At 58.0% G+C, this 19,621-nt stretch carries 15 protein-coding genes; 5 read left to right on the forward strand and 10 right to left on the reverse strand.

The genetic code is table 11. The annotated features are described in order from the left end of the window. Nucleotides 1-5: 5 nt before the first annotated feature. A complete protein-coding gene (miaB, locus tag KI810_RS13910; protein ID WP_214176169.1) occupies nt 6-1,331 on the reverse strand; it encodes a tRNA (N6-isopentenyl adenosine(37)-C2)-methylthiotransferase MiaB in 1,326 nt (441 codons plus the stop codon). Between the two features lie 398 nt (nt 1,332-1,729). Here miaB and KI810_RS13915 point away from each other — a divergent pair, with 398 nt between their 5' ends. The 5 genes from KI810_RS13915 (at nt 1,730) to rpsT (ending at nt 7,986) form a co-directional block, all read left to right on the forward strand. After that, nucleotides 1,730-3,202 carry a DUF3373 domain-containing protein gene (locus tag KI810_RS13915; protein WP_214176170.1) on the forward strand — a complete coding sequence of 491 codons (1,473 nt, stop codon included), beginning with the start codon at nt 1,730-1,732 and terminating at the stop codon, nt 3,200-3,202. 128 nt (nt 3,203-3,330) lie between these two features. Continuing rightward, a complete protein-coding gene (locus tag KI810_RS13920) occupies nt 3,331-3,657 on the forward strand; it encodes a hypothetical protein (RefSeq protein WP_214176171.1) in 327 nt (108 codons plus the stop codon). A gap of 161 nt (nt 3,658-3,818) precedes the next feature. Further along, complete coding sequence (locus KI810_RS13925) at nt 3,819-5,198, forward strand: cytochrome c3 family protein (protein ID WP_214176172.1); 1,380 nt, start codon at nt 3,819-3,821, stop codon at nt 5,196-5,198. A gap of 182 nt (nt 5,199-5,380) precedes the next feature. Further along, a complete protein-coding gene (locus tag KI810_RS13930) occupies nt 5,381-7,594 on the forward strand; it encodes a methyl-accepting chemotaxis protein (protein WP_214176173.1) in 2,214 nt (737 codons plus the stop codon). A 128-nt stretch (nt 7,595-7,722) separates the two neighbouring features. Then, nucleotides 7,723-7,986: a 30S ribosomal protein S20 gene (gene rpsT / locus KI810_RS13935; protein ID WP_214176174.1), complete on the forward strand. Its 264-nt coding sequence runs from the start codon at nt 7,723-7,725 to the stop codon at nt 7,984-7,986. Between the two features lie 59 nt (nt 7,987-8,045). On the opposite strand, the gene holA is transcribed toward rpsT, so the two are convergent. From holA to KI810_RS13980, 9 genes are all read right to left on the reverse strand, one after another. Next, nucleotides 8,046-9,080 carry a DNA polymerase III subunit delta gene (gene holA, locus KI810_RS13940; protein WP_214176175.1) on the reverse strand — a complete coding sequence of 345 codons (1,035 nt, stop codon included), beginning with the start codon at nt 9,078-9,080 and terminating at the stop codon, nt 8,046-8,048. A gap of 24 nt (nt 9,081-9,104) precedes the next feature. Then, the gene (lptE, locus tag KI810_RS13945) at nt 9,105-9,623 is read right to left on the reverse strand and encodes an LPS assembly lipoprotein LptE (protein ID WP_214176176.1); all 519 of its coding nucleotides are present in this window, start codon (nt 9,621-9,623) and stop codon (nt 9,105-9,107) included. 73 nt (nt 9,624-9,696) lie between these two features. Further along, nucleotides 9,697-12,171: a leucine--tRNA ligase gene (leuS, locus tag KI810_RS13950; RefSeq protein ID WP_214176177.1), complete on the reverse strand. Its 2,475-nt coding sequence runs from the start codon at nt 12,169-12,171 to the stop codon at nt 9,697-9,699. Between the two features lie 77 nt (nt 12,172-12,248). Next, the gene (locus KI810_RS13955) at nt 12,249-14,375 is read right to left on the reverse strand and encodes a cytochrome c3 family protein (RefSeq protein ID WP_214176178.1); all 2,127 of its coding nucleotides are present in this window, start codon (nt 14,373-14,375) and stop codon (nt 12,249-12,251) included. Between the two features lie 20 nt (nt 14,376-14,395). Beyond that, nucleotides 14,396-14,773: a response regulator gene (locus tag KI810_RS13960; RefSeq protein ID WP_214176179.1), complete on the reverse strand. Its 378-nt coding sequence runs from the start codon at nt 14,771-14,773 to the stop codon at nt 14,396-14,398. Nucleotides 14,774-14,806: 33 nt separating this feature from the next. Continuing rightward, a complete protein-coding gene (locus KI810_RS13965; protein ID WP_214176180.1) occupies nt 14,807-15,631 on the reverse strand; it encodes a GAF domain-containing protein in 825 nt (274 codons plus the stop codon). Nucleotides 15,632-15,657: 26 nt separating this feature from the next. Next, nucleotides 15,658-16,743 carry a protein-glutamate methylesterase/protein-glutamine glutaminase gene (locus tag KI810_RS13970; RefSeq protein WP_214176181.1) on the reverse strand — a complete coding sequence of 362 codons (1,086 nt, stop codon included), beginning with the start codon at nt 16,741-16,743 and terminating at the stop codon, nt 15,658-15,660. Next, on the reverse strand, nt 16,734-17,612 hold the full coding sequence (locus KI810_RS13975) for a CheR family methyltransferase (RefSeq protein WP_214176182.1): 879 nt from the start codon (nt 17,610-17,612) through the stop codon (nt 16,734-16,736). Before KI810_RS13975 ends, KI810_RS13970 begins: the two co-directional genes overlap by 10 nt. Continuing rightward, nucleotides 17,612-19,621 (reverse strand): HEAT repeat domain-containing protein, encoded by a 2,010-nt coding sequence (locus tag KI810_RS13980; RefSeq protein WP_214176246.1) that lies wholly within the window; start codon nt 19,619-19,621, stop codon nt 17,612-17,614. The genes KI810_RS13975 and KI810_RS13980 overlap by 1 nt, the downstream gene beginning before the upstream one ends.

Below are 19,621 nucleotides of genomic sequence, written 5' to 3' on the forward strand. Positions count from 1 at the left end.
CACGGTCACTGCTTCGAAAGCTCTCCCAGGAGGGAGTTCTGGTATGCCCGGGTGATGGTAACCGGGACAAACGTACCGATCATCTCTTCCCCTCCGGCAAAATTGACTATGCGGTTGCCGGAACTGCGGCCGTACAGCTGGTCCCCCCGCTTGCTGACCCCCTCCACGAGAACCTCCTGGCTGCTCCCGACCAGGCTCCGGTGCAGTTCAAGGGTCATGGCCCGCTGGCGGTCCTGCAGTTGCAGGAGCCGCTCCTGCTTTACCTCGCGGGGGACTTCGTCGTCAAATCCGGCCGCCTTGGTGCCGGGACGTGCCGAATAGATGAAGGAGAAAAGATCTGCGTAGCGCACCTCCTCCAGAAGAGAAAGGGTCCCGGCGAAATCGGCGTCGGTTTCGCCGGGGAAACCAACGATCATGTCGCCGGTGATATGGATATCGGGTCGGGCACTGCGCAGGGCTGCAATCTTTGCCAGGTACTCCGTACGGCTGTACCCCCGGTCCATCCGCGACAGGACCACATCGCTCCCCGCCTGGGCGGGCAGGTGAATATGACTGCAGAGCTTGGGAAGCTCGGCAAAACAGGCGATAAGACCCGGCGAGATGTCCTTGGGGTGGGAGGTGGTAAAGCGGATCCGCTCAATGCCGTCGATGACGGCCACGCTCCGGAGCAGCCCGGCGAAGTCCAGTTCCCCCTCGCTTTTCAGGCCATAGGAATTGACGTTCTGGCCGAGGAGGGTCACCTCCTTCACCCCCCTGTCGGCCATGGCGGCTATCTCGTCCAGAATGTCCGCGGAGCGACGACTGATCTCCCGTCCCCGGACATGGGGGACGATGCAGTACGCGCAGAAGTTGTCGCACCCCTGCATGACCGTAACGAAGCGGGTGACACCCCCCTCCGTCTCGTCCGCCGGAAAGAGGTTGAGGCGGGTCTCCGTGTCGATGAACGCTACCTCAGCCTGACGCTGTCCCGCTTCGGCACCCCGTACCAGGGCGGGAAGCTGATGGAGGTTGTGCGTCCCGAATACCAGGTCGAGATGGGGAACTTTCGCCAGCAGCCGTTCCCCTTCCTGCTGGGCGACACAGCCACCGACCCCGAGGATGAGGCGGCGGTTCTGCCGTTTCAATCCCTTGTAGTTATTGAGGATGTTGTAGACCTTCTGTTCCGCCTTGGCCCTGACGCTGCAGGTATTGAGGATGATGAGGTCCGCCCGGGATGATTCGGAGGTGGGATTATAGCCGAGCCCCCTGAGAAGCGTGACGATCTTTTCCGAATCGCTCACGTTCATCTGGCAGCCGAAGGTTTCCACGTATACCAACTTGTCCTGTTTCACATTACTCCCTTGCAGCAGAATCGTTGGATTTTACGCAATTCTCACCGCCGACGTCAACTGATTTCCCATTGTATACGGACGCCTGGCATACGGCCAAATAACCGGCACCAATCTGCCAAATAGCTGAAATACAAGAAAAAACGTCGTTCTAAAACAAATCAAAATCCTTCAACCTGCCGATTTTACGACAACAACATTTTTTGGGCGCACCACTTGCATATTCATTTTTCCATATACATTGAAAGTCAATTTATGGCCAATGCCCCTGGGACGGAACAACGACGGTCGGCATGCAACCAACAAACATTTCACCACAAGGGAGGTAACCATCAAAAAAAATCGCGCAGAATTCCAGGACTTCGTGGGAAGACACCACATATTCAACAAAAGGAGACCGTATGCGTAAATTTGTCCGCACCATCATGGCGGGCGCCGCCGTGGCAAGCCTCGCGCTTCCGCTGTACGCCCAGGCAGCAGATCAGGACCTGCAGCAGAAGATCGACAACCTGAGCAAGGAAGTCGAAGCACTGAAGCAGCAGACCAAGAAAACCGAAGAGAAATCCATTGGCAAATGGCTCACCATCGGTGGCGACTACCGGTTCCGTGTCGACTCGCTGCGCGGCGAGGTGCCTGATTACTGGCAGTACATGGGCCCGTCGGCCATGCCGGTACTGATGCCCGGATACAAACCGAAGAACGATACCCTCATGACCAACCGTTTCGGCCTCAACCTGAAAGCCAAGGCCACCAAGGACGTGACCGTCACAACCCGTCTGTTGATGTACAAGACGACGGGCAACGCCACCGACCAGGCTACCAATGCCGGCTTTTTTGCCGATCGCAATTCCATCCTGGACGGATCCATCGGTCACGTCCCGAGCGACAACACCCTGCGGGTAGACCAGGTCTTCGCCACCTGGAGCAATATCGCCGACCAGCCGATCTGGTTCTCCGTCGGCCGTCGCCCCTCCACCGGCGGCTCCCCCACCCATGTCCGGCAGAACAACGAGCGCCCGGGCAACGGGGGCGTTCCGGGACTGCTGGTCGACTACGCCTTTGACGGCATGACCCTCGGCTGGGCACCGGACATCGATGCGCTTCCCGGTGCCTATGCAAAGGTCTGCTACGGTCGCGGATTCGAGGCCGGCTACAGCAGCAAGAACAACCTGCGTGACACCGACATGCTCGGCGTCCAGCTTGTTCCCGTGGACACCGACCCGCTCCGGATCGATTTCCAGTGGAACCGGGGCTTCAATATCTTCGACAATCCCAACAATGTGGGTAACGAACTGGGTGACATCGACTGGTATGGCCTGGGAGCCCTCAGCACTCTCAAGAACGTCGGACCGGGCAGCCTCACCCTCTTTGCCAGCACCGGCATGAGCATCACCCATCCGAATGGCAAGCATGCCCTCCTTGCAGGTGCCGGTTCACCCGATTCCGGCGCCGGACTGCTGGTTAACGGTCCCGAAACCGCTGACCGTACCGGTTACTCCGCCTATGTCGGCCTCCGTTACGATCTGCCGACCGGCACCAAACTTGGTGCCGAGTACAACTATGGTTCCAAGTACTGGATGCCCTTCGACCCGGCTGCGGACGACATGTGGACCAGCAAGCTCGGCACCCGCGGCAATGTCTACGAAGCCTACCTGATCCAGGAACTGAAGCTCGAGCCCATCTCCTCCTACCTGAGCAAGGTGTTCTTCCGTCTTGGCTACCAGTACTATGACTTCGAGTATACCGGCAGCAACAATTGGGTTGGCGCTCCGGTGAAAATTGCCGACCTGACGGCAAGCCCCATGAATGCCCAGATGTTCGCACCGCTGAAATCCGCCCAGAACGTCTACGCAACCTTTGAAGTGAAGTTCTAATTGCACCGTTGCAAGGGGGTGAAATCACCCCCTTGCTCCATAACTTTTTCCCGCAAGTAGTTGTTATGAACATTAAAAGATGTAAACTTTTCAGTAACAGGGAAGCACAGCAAAAAGGAGATATACCCATGAAGAAATCAGTCGCCGTACTGCTCGTCGTAGCCATCGTAGCCCTTGGCATCTTTTCCCTCAGCGGTGTTGCCAGTGCCGAAGAGATCAAGATGGTAGGTGTCATTACCAAGATCGACATCGCCGGCAAGGACGCCAAGACCGCAACCGCAACCCTCAAGGACAACAAAACCGAAAAACTGGTCGTGATTACCATCAACGACGACCTGACACTGGACAAGTTCAAGGACCACCGCATCGTCGAAGGGGATGAAATCAGGTGCAAGTACGAGGTTATCGACGGCAAGAACGTAAGTAAGCTCTTCAGGAAGACCGCCGGCTGCTGAGGTCCGGCACGCGTTCATCCCTAAACGTTTAAATTGCAGTGCATTACCGATACGCTGCAATTTTTTTCCGGCAATCAATTCGTTTATTTGAATATATTATATAAATTGATTTTACGAATGGGTTGCGCAGCACACACCATCGCAAAGAAGGAGCAGAAACCATGAAACGAACGGTAACAATCGCCTCGGCACTGCTGGCAGTTCTGTGGGGAGCCGGCACATGGGGAGCGGAACATCCGGGCAAAAGCCAGATCGAGAAAGATGGCTACAAGGGACCTGCCACCTGCGAGGAGTGCCATCCCGGCAAGACCAAGGAATTCCTCGGCACGGTCCACTGGAAACATGCCTCCAAGGTTGACAACGTGGACAATCTGGATCCGAAGAAGGAATACGGCATGAAAAACCGGATCTACACCATGTGCAACGGCAATGATGTTGTCAACAACCTGAAGGAAATCCCGAAAAACGCCGATGGGAAGTCCAAGTTCACCGGCTGCAACACCTGCCACCCGGGCGATCATCTGAACGACGTGGGGAGTACTGGTCCCGCAGCTGAAAATGCAATCGACTGCCTGGTCTGCCACTCCACCGATTACGACTTCCGGCAACGGAAACCGTTCAAGAACGAGCAGGGTCAGGTGGTCATGGGACAGGACCGGAGCACCAAGGCAGCACTGGCCATCGGCAAGCCGACGGTGAAGAACTGCATGGTCTGCCATGAAACTGCCGGCGGGGGAGTGCTGGTCAAGCGGGGTTTCATCTTCTCCAAGGATACGGACGCCCATGCCGCCAAGGGGATGGTCTGTGTTGACTGCCACAAGACCAAGAACCACAAGATCCCCACCGGCTTCGACCCGAACAACTGGGCAAATGACGGCCTGCGGGTAGCCTGTGGCGACTGCCACGGCGACAAGCCCCACAAGAGCGCCGACTACAACCGGCATACCGCGAAAATCGCCTGCCAGACATGCCACATCCCCCGGACAGGCGGCGCCGTGGCCAAGGATTTCACCGTCTGGGAGAAAGGGTCCGACGGCTTCTACGAGCCCACCACCCTGAAGAAAGAGGCGAATGAAACCGTGCCGGTCTACGCATGGTACAACAAGACCGTCCGCAACGAGCCCCACTTCATCGGCCCCAAAGGGAGTCGCAAGGACGGCAAGAGCAAGATATACCCCTTCAAGATCTACATGGGAAAAGCGTTCTATGACAAAAAAACCGGCCAGCTCCTCTCCATGGACTTCGCCCCCCCCATGGCCAACGGCAATACCCGCGCCGGCGTGGAATCGGCTGCGCGAACCCTCGGCATGAAAGACCCGGCCGCAGTGGCTAAAAATGCGGTCCCCGGCTGGCAGACCATCTATTTCGGGAGCAACCATCTGGTAACCAAGGCCAAGGCGCTGAACTGCATCAACTGCCATGGGGTCAACGGCGTCTTCAATTTCAAGGAACTCGGTTATACGGATGCCGAGATCAAAAAACTCACCAATCCGGAAATCTACTTCAACCAGCTGATAGAGAAGCAGAAAGAGGATTGGTAATCCGTTCCTTCGTGGTATGTAATGTGGGCGAACCTCTGGTTCGCCTTTTTTTTTCATCAGCTGCCCATATTCACCCACAAGTTGCGTGGAAATTTCTTTTGTTTTTTTCAACAAACCGTATAATTACAAATTCGAAACTTTATCACTCGCATCTATCCTGCCGATCCAATTACGGGGAAAACATGCTGAAACATATTTCGTTTGGCACCAAGCTTATTGGAGCATTCATCCTGATGGCTTTCTTTGTGGCAATAACGGGCATCTTCGGCATCCGGACCATCAATAGGGTCGGAACCGACGTGAATGCCATTATGAAAACCTCGGCGGCACAGGAGAAACAGGTGCAGCAGATGGAAACCAACCAGAAAGCATGCCGGGTGAACCTGGTGGAAGCGGCCCTGGTCCGGACCGAAAAAACCGATTTCGACAGGTATGCGGAAAATTATCGCAAAAAGAACGAGCTCTTCAAAAAGAACGTTGCCGTTATCCTGAACGGGGATAAGAAGCTGGGTGTACCGCCGGCAAAGAAGGGGAGCAGGATCGAAGAGCAGGCACGGGGGGTCCTGACGAGTTGGTCTGAGTTCGAAAAGGTCGCCGACCGGATTCTGGCGCACAAGGCCTCACTCCTCAAGGGCCTCACGCCTGGCATCGTGGACCAGGCAGCCAAGAACGCCCTGGCGGACGACACCCTGAACACGCTCGCCCGGCAGGAGATTATGGAGTCGAGTGAAAATGCAAAACTCGACATCGATGACCTGGCCGACACGGTGGAAGGCCAGATGTTCCAGGCCGACAAGGAATCTGCAAGAATCAAGCGAAACGCCACCATGACCTTCGTGGCGGTCATTGCCCTGTCCGCGGGAATGGCGATTCTGCTCGGCATGCTGACAACGCGGAGCATTACAAGGAGAATCACGCTGATCGTGAACGCCCTGCATCGCGGAGCAGAGGGGGACCTTACCGCACGGGTGGTAATCGATTCCGGTGACGAAATGGCAAAACTGAGCGCCGACTTCAATTCCATGGCGGATCGCTTATCGGCCATGGTCGCACGGACAAACGACTCCCTCGGTAAATTGAGCCAGATAGCAGCCGATATCAGGGAGGCATCCCTGCAGGTCGTGGGGGCGGCTGAACTGCAGTCCGGCGGTGTCGCCCAGACTTCGTCAGCAGTGATGGAAATCAGTGCCACCATCAGGGAAGTGGGAACCAACGTGGACAGCCTTTCCCTGTCCGCAGCGGAAACATCGTCATCGACCCTGCAAATGGCGGCGAGCATAGAAGAAGTGGCGCTGACCGCCGAAACCCTCAACGCAACGGTGGAAGAGGTAAGTTCCTCCATTATGCAGATGGCGGCGTCCATCAGGCAGATCGGCGCCAGTACGGCCGTACTGATGGAGGAAGCAACCACCACAGCCAGTGCCATCGAACAGATGAACATCTCCATCCGCGAAGTCGAAAAGAATACCATGGAGACCGCCGCCATCTCGGAGACGGTGCGTCAGGACGCCGAAAAGGGGCGGAGCGCCGTGGACGCAACCATATCCGGCATTACGGATATCCGGCGGGCATCCCGCATCACTACGGAGATTATCGAATCGCTCTCGACCCGGAGCCGGGACATCGGCGCCATTCTCTCCGTTATCGACTCTGTAGCCGACCAGACCAACCTGCTGGCGCTCAATGCCGCCATCATCGCCGCGCAGGCGGGCGAACAAGGTAAGGGGTTCGCAGTGGTAGCCGACGAGATCAAGGAACTGGCTAAACAGACGAGCAACTCCACCCGGGAGATCGCCCTGGTCATCAATGCGGTCCAGGAAGAGAGTCGGCGCGCCGTCGCCGCAATCAGCGATGCGGAACGGAGTATAGGCAAGGGAGAACGGCTCTCCCAGCTTTCGGGCGAGGCACTGGCCCAGATTGTAAGTGGTGTCGATCGGTCATCGGAGCAGGTAAAAACCATCGCCCGCGCTACCGAGGAACAGGCAAAAGGGAGCCAGATGATTCGGGAGGCAATGGAACGGATAGCGGAGATGGTGGGCCAGATAGCCGTTGCCACTCGGGAGCAGACCAGGGCGAGCGATCTTATCGCAGGGGCAGCGGAACGGATGAAAGGGCTCACCGGCCAGGTACGGCTCTCCACCAGGGAGCAGAGCAAGGTGGGGAATTTCATCGCCCATTCCGCCGAAAACATAACCGATATGATCCGCCGGATAAAGAGCGCCAGCGAGGAGCAGAGCCGGGGGAGCGGGCAGATCGTTGAGGCGGTGGAGAACATCCAGCAATCGGCAGCCATCAATCTGCAGGCGAGCAAGGTCATGGACCAGGCGGTGGCAAACCTCACGGACCAGATGGGGGTCATGGGGAAAGAGATGGGGCAGTTCAAGGTAACGTCATAGAAGGAGAAGAAAACTACCCCCTCATCTTTTAAGAGTGATTTTACCTTGACAGCATCCTGGCTTGATGCTATAAATTTCCTTTCTAAAAATCCTTATCCATTTACGAACATAGCAAACGGAGGTGCAGTTTGGCAAACCACAAGTCGGCCATCAAGAGAAACAAGCAGAACGAGAAGAAAAACGAGAGAAACAAGCATGTCCGCTCCACCCTGCGGACTTTCATAAAGCGGGTACGCGAAGCCGCCGAGCTCAAGGACACTGCCGCCGCCAAGGAAGCCCTGACCGCCGCCATCCCGGTGATCGATTCGGCTGTCACCAAAGGGGTTATACAGCGCAACACCGCTTCCCGCAACGTTTCACGCCTCACCAAGCTCGTCAACACGCTCGGCTGATCGGCGTACCGCAACCGCACAATGACATAAAAAAAGGCCTCCATATCGGAGGCCTTTTTTTATCTTCCCGCCGCCCTTCGAGCCTCCCGCTTCGGGACGCCGTGTGCCATGCAGACCTGCAATACAAGCCGCTCCATAAGCATTGCCGGCTTCCCGCCGCTCGATTTCAATGCCAGGTCGGTTTCCAGCAACAGCCCGAAAATATCCCGCAGTTCCTTCACTGGAAAGTTCCGCGCCTGCTCCAAGATCCCCTTGAGAAAGTAAGGATTGATCCCCGTCAGCCGACCGATCTCCTGCTGGGGGGTTTTCCGCTCAACAAGCTCCCGCACCTTCCAGAGCTGGCGGAAATGGCGGCTGACCATGCCGAGCAGGCGAATGGGCTCCTCACCGTCACGCAGAATGGTGTGAAGATTGCGCAGCGCCCGCTCCAGGTTTTTCCCACCCAGCGCGTCGGTCAATTCGAATACGCTGTCCACCCGCGTGTCGGAAACCACCGCCTTGACGTCGGCAAGGGAGATGGCTGGCCGGTCACCCACATAGGTGGCCACCTTGTCCAGTTGCATGGAGAGTTCCTGGAGATTCGCACCGGTAAGACAAACGAGGAACTCCGCGGCAGCCGGCTCGACCCGCTTGCCGTGCTGGGCCGCCTCCTCCCGGACAAACGGCGCCAGCTGATTTTCGTAGGGGCGTTTGAACTCCACCAGCGCCCCGTGCTTTTTCAGTTCGACGGAGAGCTTCTTCCGCTGGTCGATCTTCTCCCCCTGCAGGATGAGACAGGTGGAAGGGGATGGATTCTGCACGTATCCGGTCAGGATATCCTGGGCAACTGCGGGGAGGTCCTGGGCACGCTTGACCAGCACCACCCGCCGCTCGGCGAACATGGGGAGGGTCTGGGCATTCTCCACAATCTCCGCCCCCTTGCACTCGTTACCGTAGAGAACGGTCAGGTTGAAATCCCGGAAGGCGGGATCAACCACCCGCTCAAGCAGGCGCTTCACCGCACGCTCCACCAGAAACGGCTCATCACCGTACAGGTAGTAGAGAGGAGCAATCTCTCCCTTGTCAAGCGACCTGGAAAATTCATCCGGCTTCATCTGCGTGATAAAAACTCCCCAATCCTAAAATGCACTGTTCATCTGCTGATAGAACTTTTCGGCAAGACGCCGGCAGGTTTCCCTGAGGGCTTCATCCTGCGCGTTCTGCTGCAGGGCCAGATCGGCGACGGCAGGATAATCCTGGAAGTGGGACAGGCTCCCCTTCCAGAGCACCCGTTGGCTTTTCCGCTCCCTCAAGGTTGCCTCGGCGATGAGGGTCAACCGCATCAGGGCGGCCGTATCGGTTGCAAAATAGGCTACCTGGGACGTCGCATACCCGGTAACCGCCCCCTCCACCACCAGTTCGGCATGCTCCTCCGAGACGACCAGCCCCCCGCTTCGCCGGGAGAACTCCTCCACCATCTGGCGGGTGAGGACCGCCTCAACCTGGGGGCGGTAAATCCTGTTGGCAAACAGGGGTATGGAGACGGTTTTCCCCGCAAGGGGAGACGGACTCTCCGGCCGGTTGACCAATTGGTAGCCGCAGCCGGCAACAAGCAAGCATCCGGCTAGCAGCAGAAAACACATGACGTTACGAACCATGATGACCTCTGGCCGACGCTCAAGCGCGCCGGGACTTACGCAACTCTCCTGCTCTGATGCCGGGAAACGGATTTCACCCCACGACAATATTAAGAAGCTTGCCGGGGACGTAGATCGCCTTGCGAATCTGCTTCCCCTCAAGCCACGACTGCACCCTTTCGTCGGCGAAGGCGGCCTGTTTGACCAGCTCCTCGGTGGCATCGGCGGGGACGGTGACCTTGCCGCGGAGCTTGCCGTTCACCTGAATCACGATGAGAAGCTCCTCGTCCACGGTGGCCGCCTCGTCCCAGACGGGCCAGCCGGCTGCCTCCACCCCTTCCTGGTGACCGATTGCCTCCCAGAGCTCTTCCGCCACGTGGGGGACAAAGGGAGAAAGGAGGAGCACAACGCTTTCAACTCCCTCCCTGAGGACGGCAGCATTTTCCGGCGCGTTCTTCGGCTCGAAGGCGTAGATGGCATTCACCAGTTCCATGACCGCTGCGATGGCGGTATTGAAATGGAACCGCTCGTCCAGATCGTCGGTCACCTTCCTGATGGTTTTGTGCACCATTCGACGCAGATTCCGGGCATTATCGGCGAGCGTAGCAGCATCGACGGGGCCGGCATGTTCGATAAAGGGGAGCGTCTCGACCACGAGCTTCCATACCCGGTTGATGAACCGGTAACTCCCGTCGACCCCCTGGTCGCTCCAGTCCAGGTCTTTTTCCGGCGGCGCGGCAAAAAGGGAGAAAAGCCGGGCGGTGTCGGCACCGTACCGGTCGATGAGGGCATTGGGGTCGACCACGTTCCCCTTTGACTTGCTCATCTTGGCGCCATCCTTGATGACCATCCCCTGGGTGAGGAGATTGGTGAACGGTTCGTCGACGTTCACGTACCCCAGGTCGCGCAGGACCTTGGTGAAGAAGCGGGCGTAGAGCAGGTGCAGGACCGCGTGCTCGATGCCGCCGATATACTGGTCGACGGACATCCAGTACTCGGCACGGGGGGTGTCGATGGGGCCGCCGGTGAACTCGGGACAGCAGTAGCGCAGGAAATACCAGGATGACTGGACGAAGGTGTCCATGGTGTCGGTCTCGCGGCGGGCCGGCTTGCCGCAAAGGGGACACTCCACGTTGGCGAAGGAATCGATCTTCGCCAGGGGGCTTCCCCCCTCACCGGTGAAGGCGACATCCATGGGGAGGACCACCGGCAGGTCCTTTTCCGGGACGGGCACCACCCCGCAGCTATCGCAGTAGATGACCGGAATGGGATTCCCCCAGTAGCGCTGGCGGGATATGCCCCAGTCCCGCAGGCGGAAATTGACGGTCTTCGTGCCGACCCCTTCACGGTCGAGATACTCCGCTATCTTCTCCTTCGCCTCGTCGCTGCGCATGCCGTCGAAGGGACCGGAATTGACCATGGTCCCGACCTCGATGTAAGCGGACGTCATGGTGGAAGGATCGAGCGCCTCACCCTCTGGCTGGATGACGACCTGAAGCGGCAGATCGTACTTTTTCGCAAACTCGAAGTCGCGCTGGTCGTGGGTCGGCACCGCCATGACCGCTCCGGTTCCGTACTCAAGAAGGACGAAGTTGGCAAGGTAGATGGGCATCTTTGCGTTGGTGACCGGGTTGATGCAGTAGGAACCGGTGAAGACCCCCTCCTTCTCCAGGTCTTCGGCGGTTCGCCGTATCTTGTCAGTCTTTTTTACCTTGTCGACAAACGCCGCAACCTCGGCCCTCCGCTCGGGAGTGGTAAGCTCCAGGGCCATGGGGTGCTCGGGAGCCAGGGACATGAAGGTGGCGCCGTAGAGGGTATCCTGGCGGGTGGTATAGACCCTGATCTTCCCGGTGTTCCCGTCGAGGGGGAAATCGATTTCGCAGCCGTAGCTCTTGCCGATCCAGTTGCGCTGCATGACCAGCACCCGCTCAGGCCAACCGGGGAGTTTATTGGTGTAATCGAGCAGTTCCTCGGCGTAGTCGGTTATCCGGAAAAACCACTGCTCCAGTTCCTTCTGCACGACGCTGCTGTCGCAACGCCAGCACCCCCCATCCTCAACCTGCTCGTTGGCGAGGACGGTCTCGCATTTCGGGCACCAGTTAACGTAGGAGGTCTTCTTGTAGGCAAGCCCCCGCTCGAACATCTGGAGGAAAATACGCTGCTCCCACGCGTAATACTCCACGTCACAGGTAGCCAGTTCCCGGTCCCAATCGTAGGAGAGCCCCATTTTTTTCAACTGGCCGCGCATGTACGCGATATTTTCATGGGTCCAGGTCGCAGGATGGCTTCTGTTCTGAATGGCGGCATTTTCTGCCGGCATGCCGAAGGCGTCCCATCCCATGGGATGGAGGACATTGAACCCCTTCATCCTCTTGAAGCGGGCAACCACGTCACCGATGGAGTAGTTGCGCACATGCCCCATGTGGATGCGACCGGAAGGATAGGGAAACATCTCCAGCAGGTAATACTTCTGCTTGCCCCTGTCTTCCGTCACCTTGAAACTCTTGCTGGTTTCCCAGTGCTTCTGCCACTTTTCCTCTACATTTTTTGGAACATATTTCTCTTCCACGTGTAACCCCCCGATAAATCAGCAGGGCGGCCTGTGGGCCGCCCTGTTTCAGAAATTACGTCCTGTTTCCCAAGCCTCTATTTCTCCGGCACAAACCGCCGCTGGTGGCATCGATCACAGCTGTTCTGGTCCTTGACACTGAATGCCATGCTGAACCCATGACAGGAACCGCACGATTTCCCCTCCTCCATCTGCTTCATGGTGACGGGCCGGCGCTCTACCCCCGTCGGAATGAGCTTCTTATGGCAGTCCGCGCAGTTGTACCCCCGGCCCAAATGAACCTTGTGACTGAAGAGGGCATTGCCGACCATGCCGGGTATCTCGTAGCGCACCGCCTTGGTCACCGTATGACACTTCTCGCAGTTTTCGCTGGAGGTAAACGCCGATTTCCCGTCGTGGCAGGCGCCGCACGACTTCCCCTTCTCCATGTCGGGCATGGTCGCGCGGCGTGTCGCCAATCCCGGGCTGAATATCTTGTCGTGGCAGTCATTGCAGCTGTATGCGGCAATATGGAACTTGTGGCTGAAGAATGCCCCCGACTCCTTGAACCTGAGTTCCTTGACAGGGTGGCATTTCTCGCAGTTTTCCTTGACGCCGAACGCGGTCTTGGCGTCATGACAGGCCCCGCACGACCGTCCCTGCTCCATGTCGGCCATCTTGTACCGTTTCGCAGCCTTGCCGGTGGCAAAGATGCTGTTGTGGCAATCGGTGCATTTGTACATGCCGGCGTGGAACTTGTGACTGAAGAGAGTCGGGCCAGTCTCCGGCACCCTGAAAGTCACCTCGATGGTGCTCTTGTGACACCTGTTGCAGTCTCCCTTGACGGAGAAGCCGGTATTGCCGTCGTGGCACGCCCCGCAGGATGCTCCCTGCTCCATTTGCCCCATGGTATGACGCTTGTTGTCCGGGCCTGCCTTGAACAGCTGGTTGTGGCAGTCGGCACACTTGTACATTTCCAGGTGCCTGGTATGGCTGAAAACGGCATCGTCGGTGAAGGTGAGTTCCTTTACCGGGTGACATTTGCCGCAGTTCCCCGCGACCGTGAAGGCACTCTTGCCGTCGTGGCATGCACCGCACGACTGTCCCTTCTCCATCTCCGCCATGGAATAACGCCGGCTCTCGCTGCCGGTGCGAAACACCTTGTTGTGGCAGTCACCGCATGCGTACATCCCCTTGTGGAAATCGTGACTGAAGGTCACTTTCCCCGCATCCTTGATGTCGAACGTGACCTCCTTGGTGGAGGTATGGCACCTGTTGCAGCTTCCCGCCACGGAAAAGGCGATACTGCTGTCGTGGCAGGCACCGCACGACCGGGATTTCTCCATATCGGCCATGGTGTAACGTTTCGATCCGGCACCCCCGACGAAAATCCCGCTGTGACAGTCCGCACAGCGGTAAATGGTCAGGTGGAACTTGTGACTGAATAGGGCATCAGACGCCGGGAAGGGGACTTCCTTCACTCCCTTGTGGCACTTTCCGCAATCACCCTGTACCGAGAAACCGGTCTTGCCGTCATGACAGGCGCCGCACGACCGCCCGTTCGCCATCTCCTGCATGGTGTACCGCTTGCTGTTGGGACCGGCAACGAACAGCTTGCTGTGGCAGTCGCCGCACCCGTACATTCCCAGGTGGACCTTGTGGCTGAACTGGGCGTCCGCCGAAAACGGGATATCCTTCACCGTATGGCATTTCGTGCAGTTTTCCTTGACCGTGAACGCGGATTTGCCGTCATGGCAGGCACCGCAGGAGACACCACGTTCCATCTGGGCCATGGAAACAGGGGGATTGTCGGAGCTTGCCTTGAACAGCCTGTTATGGCACTCCCCGCAACTGTACATCCCCAGGTGGAAATTGTGACTGAATACCACCGCCCCGAAATCGGCAATCTCGATGGGAACTTCCTTTACCCGGTGACAGCGTACGCAGTCGGCCAAGGCAAAGGCCTTCTTCTTGTCGTGGCACGCACCGCAGGATTTTCCCTTCTCCATTTCTGCCATGGTGACGGGTGGATTTTTCTTCACCACGTTGTAGAGGGAATTATGACAGGTCGTACAACTTTTCCCCAGCCGGGCCAGGTGCACGTCGTGGTTGAATTCTACCGTGCCGGCTGTCTCGGTGGTGAACGTGACGACCTTGTACTCCTTGGCGTAAATGAAGACGGGAAGAGTGCAGAGCAGAACCAGCAGAATGAATAAACGCCTCACAAAGTTCTCCTTCATCCAACTCAGGCGATCTTGAGCAACCCCTTGGCCACATCCAGAATCCGGTTGGGTTGTATCGGCTTGGTAATATAATCGTTGGCTCCCAGCGCCAATGCCCGCTCCCGGTCCTCCTGGGCGCCTTCCGTGGTAATTACCACGATGGGGGTCTCTTTGTAGCCGGCATCATTGCGGACCAGGCTGACCAGTTTGAGGCCATCCATGATCGGCATGTTGATATCGGTGAAGATCAGGTCGAATTTCTCGGCGGAAAGCTTTTTCAGCCCGTCCACCCCATCGTTGGCCTCAACGATGCGGATTCCCCGCAGGCGCTTCAGGGCAAAGGAAATCAGCTGCCGCATGGTAGGTGAATCCTCAACGATCAAGACATTATATTCTGACATAGGTTATCCCCTCCAATAAATAAATGGCGCGCTCTATCTCGTCAGGAGATCGAGAAATCCCTGGATTGTCGACAGCTTCCGTTCCGAATCGGAGTAGAGCCGGGAGCTGAAGATCGCCGTGGCAGCATGCCCCGCCAGCAGCGTGAAGAGCTCGTAATCCACCTGGGCGAATTTGCTCTTCTGCTGCAGGAGCTTGTAGATCACGAGGGCACCGATCACATGCTCCTTTATCTTGAGGGGAATGCAGACCATGGGAGCCGCCATGTCCGGCTCGTAGGAGCCGACATCCTCCACGAAATAGCTCTCTCCGCTCTTTGCCACCTCTCCGATGACCCCGTTCCCGAACTTTACCGACGGCACATCCTCCCGCTCCAGCCCCTCGGTGGCAACCGCCTGCAGTTCGTTGGTCTTTTCATCCAGGAGCATGATGGCGAACTCTTCCGCGCCGATCAGGTTAATGACGATCTCGGTGATGATCTGCAGCACCTCTTTGAAATCGAGGGTGGAGTGGAGCTGATAACTGGCGATGTAGAGATTGGCCAGGTTGTTGTTTTCCTGCTCGATCTCAACGTAACGGGTTGCGAAATCCTCGTTCTCCTCCTCCACCTCCCGTATGCGCCCAAGGATTTCTTCCTTTTCCTGCTCCAGCTCCTTGATGCGCGCTGTCAGCCTGAGGCTCTCGTCAGATGCCCCAGTGCGCCCCTCGGTGCTCCGGCTCGCCTCCTCCAGCTGCAACACACGGTAGCGGAGCCGCTCGTTCTCGCGCATCAGCTCGCCGGTAAACTCCGCTCCCTTTTTGAAGACCTGTAAAAACTCTTCCGCCTTGCTGTGAAGACCCCTGTCATCATCTGTCGCCATACGTCACCCCTGTGTGTAGGTTTCAATCAAATCCCGTGCACGAGACCGCACCTGTCCATTATTTCCCGTGCCATCCGGTCGAGCGGGGCAACTCCATCCACCACTCCCGTGGCAATGGCCTCCCGCGGCATGCCGAACACCACCGACGACTCCTCCGACTCTGCCAGCACCTGCCCGCCGGCCGCCTTGATAGCCCGTACCCCCCGGCTGCCGTCATTTCCCATACCGGTCAGGACAACCCCAAGCAGACGCTCGCCGTAAATCCCGGCAAGCGAATCGAACATGACATCCACGGAAGGGACATAGCGGTCCTGAGCCGAAGGCTTGGCCAGTCGTGCCACAACCTCGCCGTTTTTCAGCGTCTGGAATACCAGATTAAGGCCGCCCGGCGCAACAAGAACCCTTCCCGGCCTGACATGATCGCCATCGGCCGCCTCCTTGATCTCAAGTGCCGACCCGCGATTCAGCCGTTCGGCAAAAGCCTTGGTGAAACCGGCCGGCATGTGCTGGGATATCAGGATCGCCACGGGATGGGGAGAGGCAAACGCAGAGAGTATGGTCTGCAGAGCCGGCGGTCCCCCCGTGGATGCACCGATGGCAATGACGTCCCTGAGAGGCTGTCCCCCCCGCAACGGTGGCGAAGCTGGAGCTTTCTTTTTCTTCCGGACCGGAACTTCGGCCGCGTGCACCGCTTCACGACGCTTGATCCCTGCCATGTTAAGGTTGAAGACGTTACAGACCTTCTCCTGCAAATCCTCCCGAATTTTCAGGAGCTGGTCCGAAATGGCGGTCGTTGGCTTGGCTATGAAATCGACGGCTCCCAGTTCCAGTGCCTTGAATACGCGCTCGTCCTCGCTCCGGGCACTGATGACGATTACCGGCGTGGGACAGGTATTCATGACGATCCGCAGCAGGGTAAAACCGTCCATCTTCGGCATTTCCAGATCCAGGGTAACGAGATCGGGCCGCAGGTCCAGAATGCGACGGATACCTTCCTCACCATCCGCTGCATACCCGACAACCTGCACGTTTTCCATCACCTCGAGCATCTTGGTTATGGTGCGGCGGTTGTAGGCGGAATCGTCGATGACCACCACCCTTATCACGGACATGGGAACCCTCCGCTGCCGGCGAGGGGCTTCTGGTAGACCATGTCGTTCTGGAGGTGACGCAGGGAAAAAGCGGTCGATATGTTCATGAGCGACTCGGAATGACCGAGGAGGAGGAACCCTCCATCTTCGAGTGCCTTGTGGAAAGAGTCGATTACCCGTTTTTTGGCCACCTGGTCAAAATAGATGATGACGTTGCGGCAGAAGATGATATCCATTTTGCCGAGCATGGCCAGCCGGCCCATATCGAACAGGTTCAGGTGGCTGATGGTTACCAGTTCCTTGACCTGGTCCGCGACCCGGAAGGCACCCTCCTGCTCGACAAAAAAACGTCTGATGTACTGTTCGTCGGTGGTCCGGAAGGACGAACGGCCGTAGACCGCCTTGCGTGCCTGCTGGAGGACCTTGTGGCATATGTCGGTACCGATGATCTCGATACGCCAGTCCTTGCACGCTCCCATTTCCAGGAGCAGCATCGCAATGGTATAGGGCTCTTCGCCGCTGGAGCAGCCGGCACTCCATATCCGGAGTGAACGGTCCCCCCGTTTCTCTTTTGCCTTCTTCAGTTCCGGCAGAATTTCGTCGGTAAAGGCCTTGAGTTGGAATATCTCCCGGAAAAAATAGGTTTCGTTGGTCGTCAGGACGTCCATGATGTCGGACAATTCCTGGTCCTTCTTCCGGTTGTACTTGAGAAAATGGTAGTAATCCTTGTACCCGGCCAACTGGTGGAGCGCGAGCCGCCGCGCCAGACGTTTTTCCAGAAGGTACTTGGAATCGTTGTCAAAGAAAAGTCCGCAATGGGCATAAATGACATCGCGAATCAGGCGAAAATCCTCATCCGCCATCGGAATATCCGGTTCCAGAGAAAACATTATTTGAACCTGCCCATGATATCCTGTATCTCGCCTTTGACGAGGTCGTCCGTCTCGGCCTTCAGCGCTTTCTCAAGATACGGTAACGCCCGCTCCCCCAGCCTGGCCGCCAGGGTTCTGATGAAGGTACTGCGCACATCCCAATGGGGGTGGGCCAGGATATCTTCACTGCTGGCCAGGAGGGTCGATTCATCGCTTTCGGCGAGGATTTCTATGGCGGACTTGACCACTTCCTCGTCGGGATTGTCCAGCGTCCGGCGCACCTGCGCCAGGGCGGCATCCCCCCCGATGGATGACAGCGCTTCAAGGGCGGAGATCATGATCAGCCCGTCGGCCCCCTCCATGGCTTCAATGACCGCATTCAATGCCCGTTCGCCGCCGATTTTGCCAAGGCTCTTCAGCACCGTGCACTTCACCCACGGATCGTCGTCCCGAAGGGCAAGGAGAAGGGGCTCCCGGCACTCTTCACTTCCCAGTTCTCCCAAGGCCCCGGCAGCGGCAATCCGCACATCAGGCTCTTCATCCATCAGCGCCTTGACGAAATGACCGGCACTTTCCGGCAGCCGCAGGCTGGCAAGGGCGGTGACGGCATTCCGGCGAACCAGCATATCTTCATCCTTCATGAGGAAGGCGAGACGGTCTGCCTCTCGGAGAGCCGCATAGAGGATCACTGCATCGCGTCGCCGATCAGACGACTCGGCAACGGCCATTTTCTGGGCAATCGTCAGCACCGACGCTCCATCCGCCTCTGCCAGCCGGGCAAGGGCATCGATTGCCCCTTCCCGGACCTCGGGTTCAGGGTCATCCAGAAGGCCGGCCAGAGTCCCGACCATATCCGTCAGTCCTGTCTTGCCGCACGCAAGGGCGGCCATCCGGCGCAGCACCGGGTTTCCGCTCCCCATTCCCTCCCGAAGGATTGCGCCACACTCCCCATAACGGAGTTCGCCGCATACATAGGCGATGAAACAGCGTTCCTCGTCATCGGCATGGGCAAACTCCCTGACAAGAAGGGATGCGCCCACTTCCCCCATGCAGCTAAAGGCCTGGATGCAGTTTCGGCGAAGACGGTCGTCGCGGCATCCCTGCAGCAGGGGCCCGACCGCCCGTTCGTCCCCGATGAGGCCAAGGAGCAGAACCAGCGCCTCCTTGAGGGGTTTTTCCGCCGTTTCGACGGATGTCAGCAGCCCGTCCACAAAGGGGGACCCCGCCAGTTCCCGCAGCTGGACATGCAGTTGCCGTTGTGCCTCGTCGTCTAGCCGGCCCCTGACTTTGAAAATCGCCAGCGCTGCCGCTTCCCGTGCATTGCGGACTCTTTCCTTGAGCCCCTCCACCAGGAGGGGGATTGCCTCTGCGTCTCCTACGGCGCCAAGACAGTCAAAGACCGCCTTCTTCAGGAGATTGGTCTCCACCAGCGGGGAAATGACGGCCATGGGCAACGGCCTGCCTATTTTCCCCAAGGCTTCCAGGATGGTGTAGCTGAGCCAGATATCATTTTTCCCCAGGGCCTGCACGAGGGGAGTGATACCCCGCGGGTCCCCGATCTTTCCGAGATTCTCCGCCGCGGCAGCGCTCACGTTGGGATCAACGTCATCAAGGGCGCTGATGAGGAGGGGAACGGGGGTGACATCGCCGATGCTTCCCATAATGTCGATGACGAATTTGCGCACGTCGTGGTCGTCGTCGTTAATGTGGCGCGACAGGCAGGGGACGGCAAGCCGGCCCAGCCGTTCCAGGGTCTCCACCGCCGAATTGCGCAGGCCGGCGTTGTCGTGGGACCTGAGCATGAGCACCAGCTCTTCCATCACCCCGTCGTCGGGTCCCGATGCCAGGAGCAGATCCACTGCCTCCTTGCGGACCCTCCAGCTGGAATCACCGAGTGCGAGGAAAATGTCGTTCCTGATCTCCGCCAGAGGGCGGCCGGCCATTCCCATAACTGCCTGTCTCCGCACCTCTTCGTCGGAGGAGCGGAGCTGGTCGGCCTGAATATCGCTTGTCGTCCCTGTCTCCAT

This window comes from Geomobilimonas luticola, from assembly GCF_018476905.1.
Lineage (GTDB): Bacteria > Desulfobacterota > Desulfuromonadia > Geobacterales > Geobacteraceae > Geomobilimonas > Geomobilimonas luticola.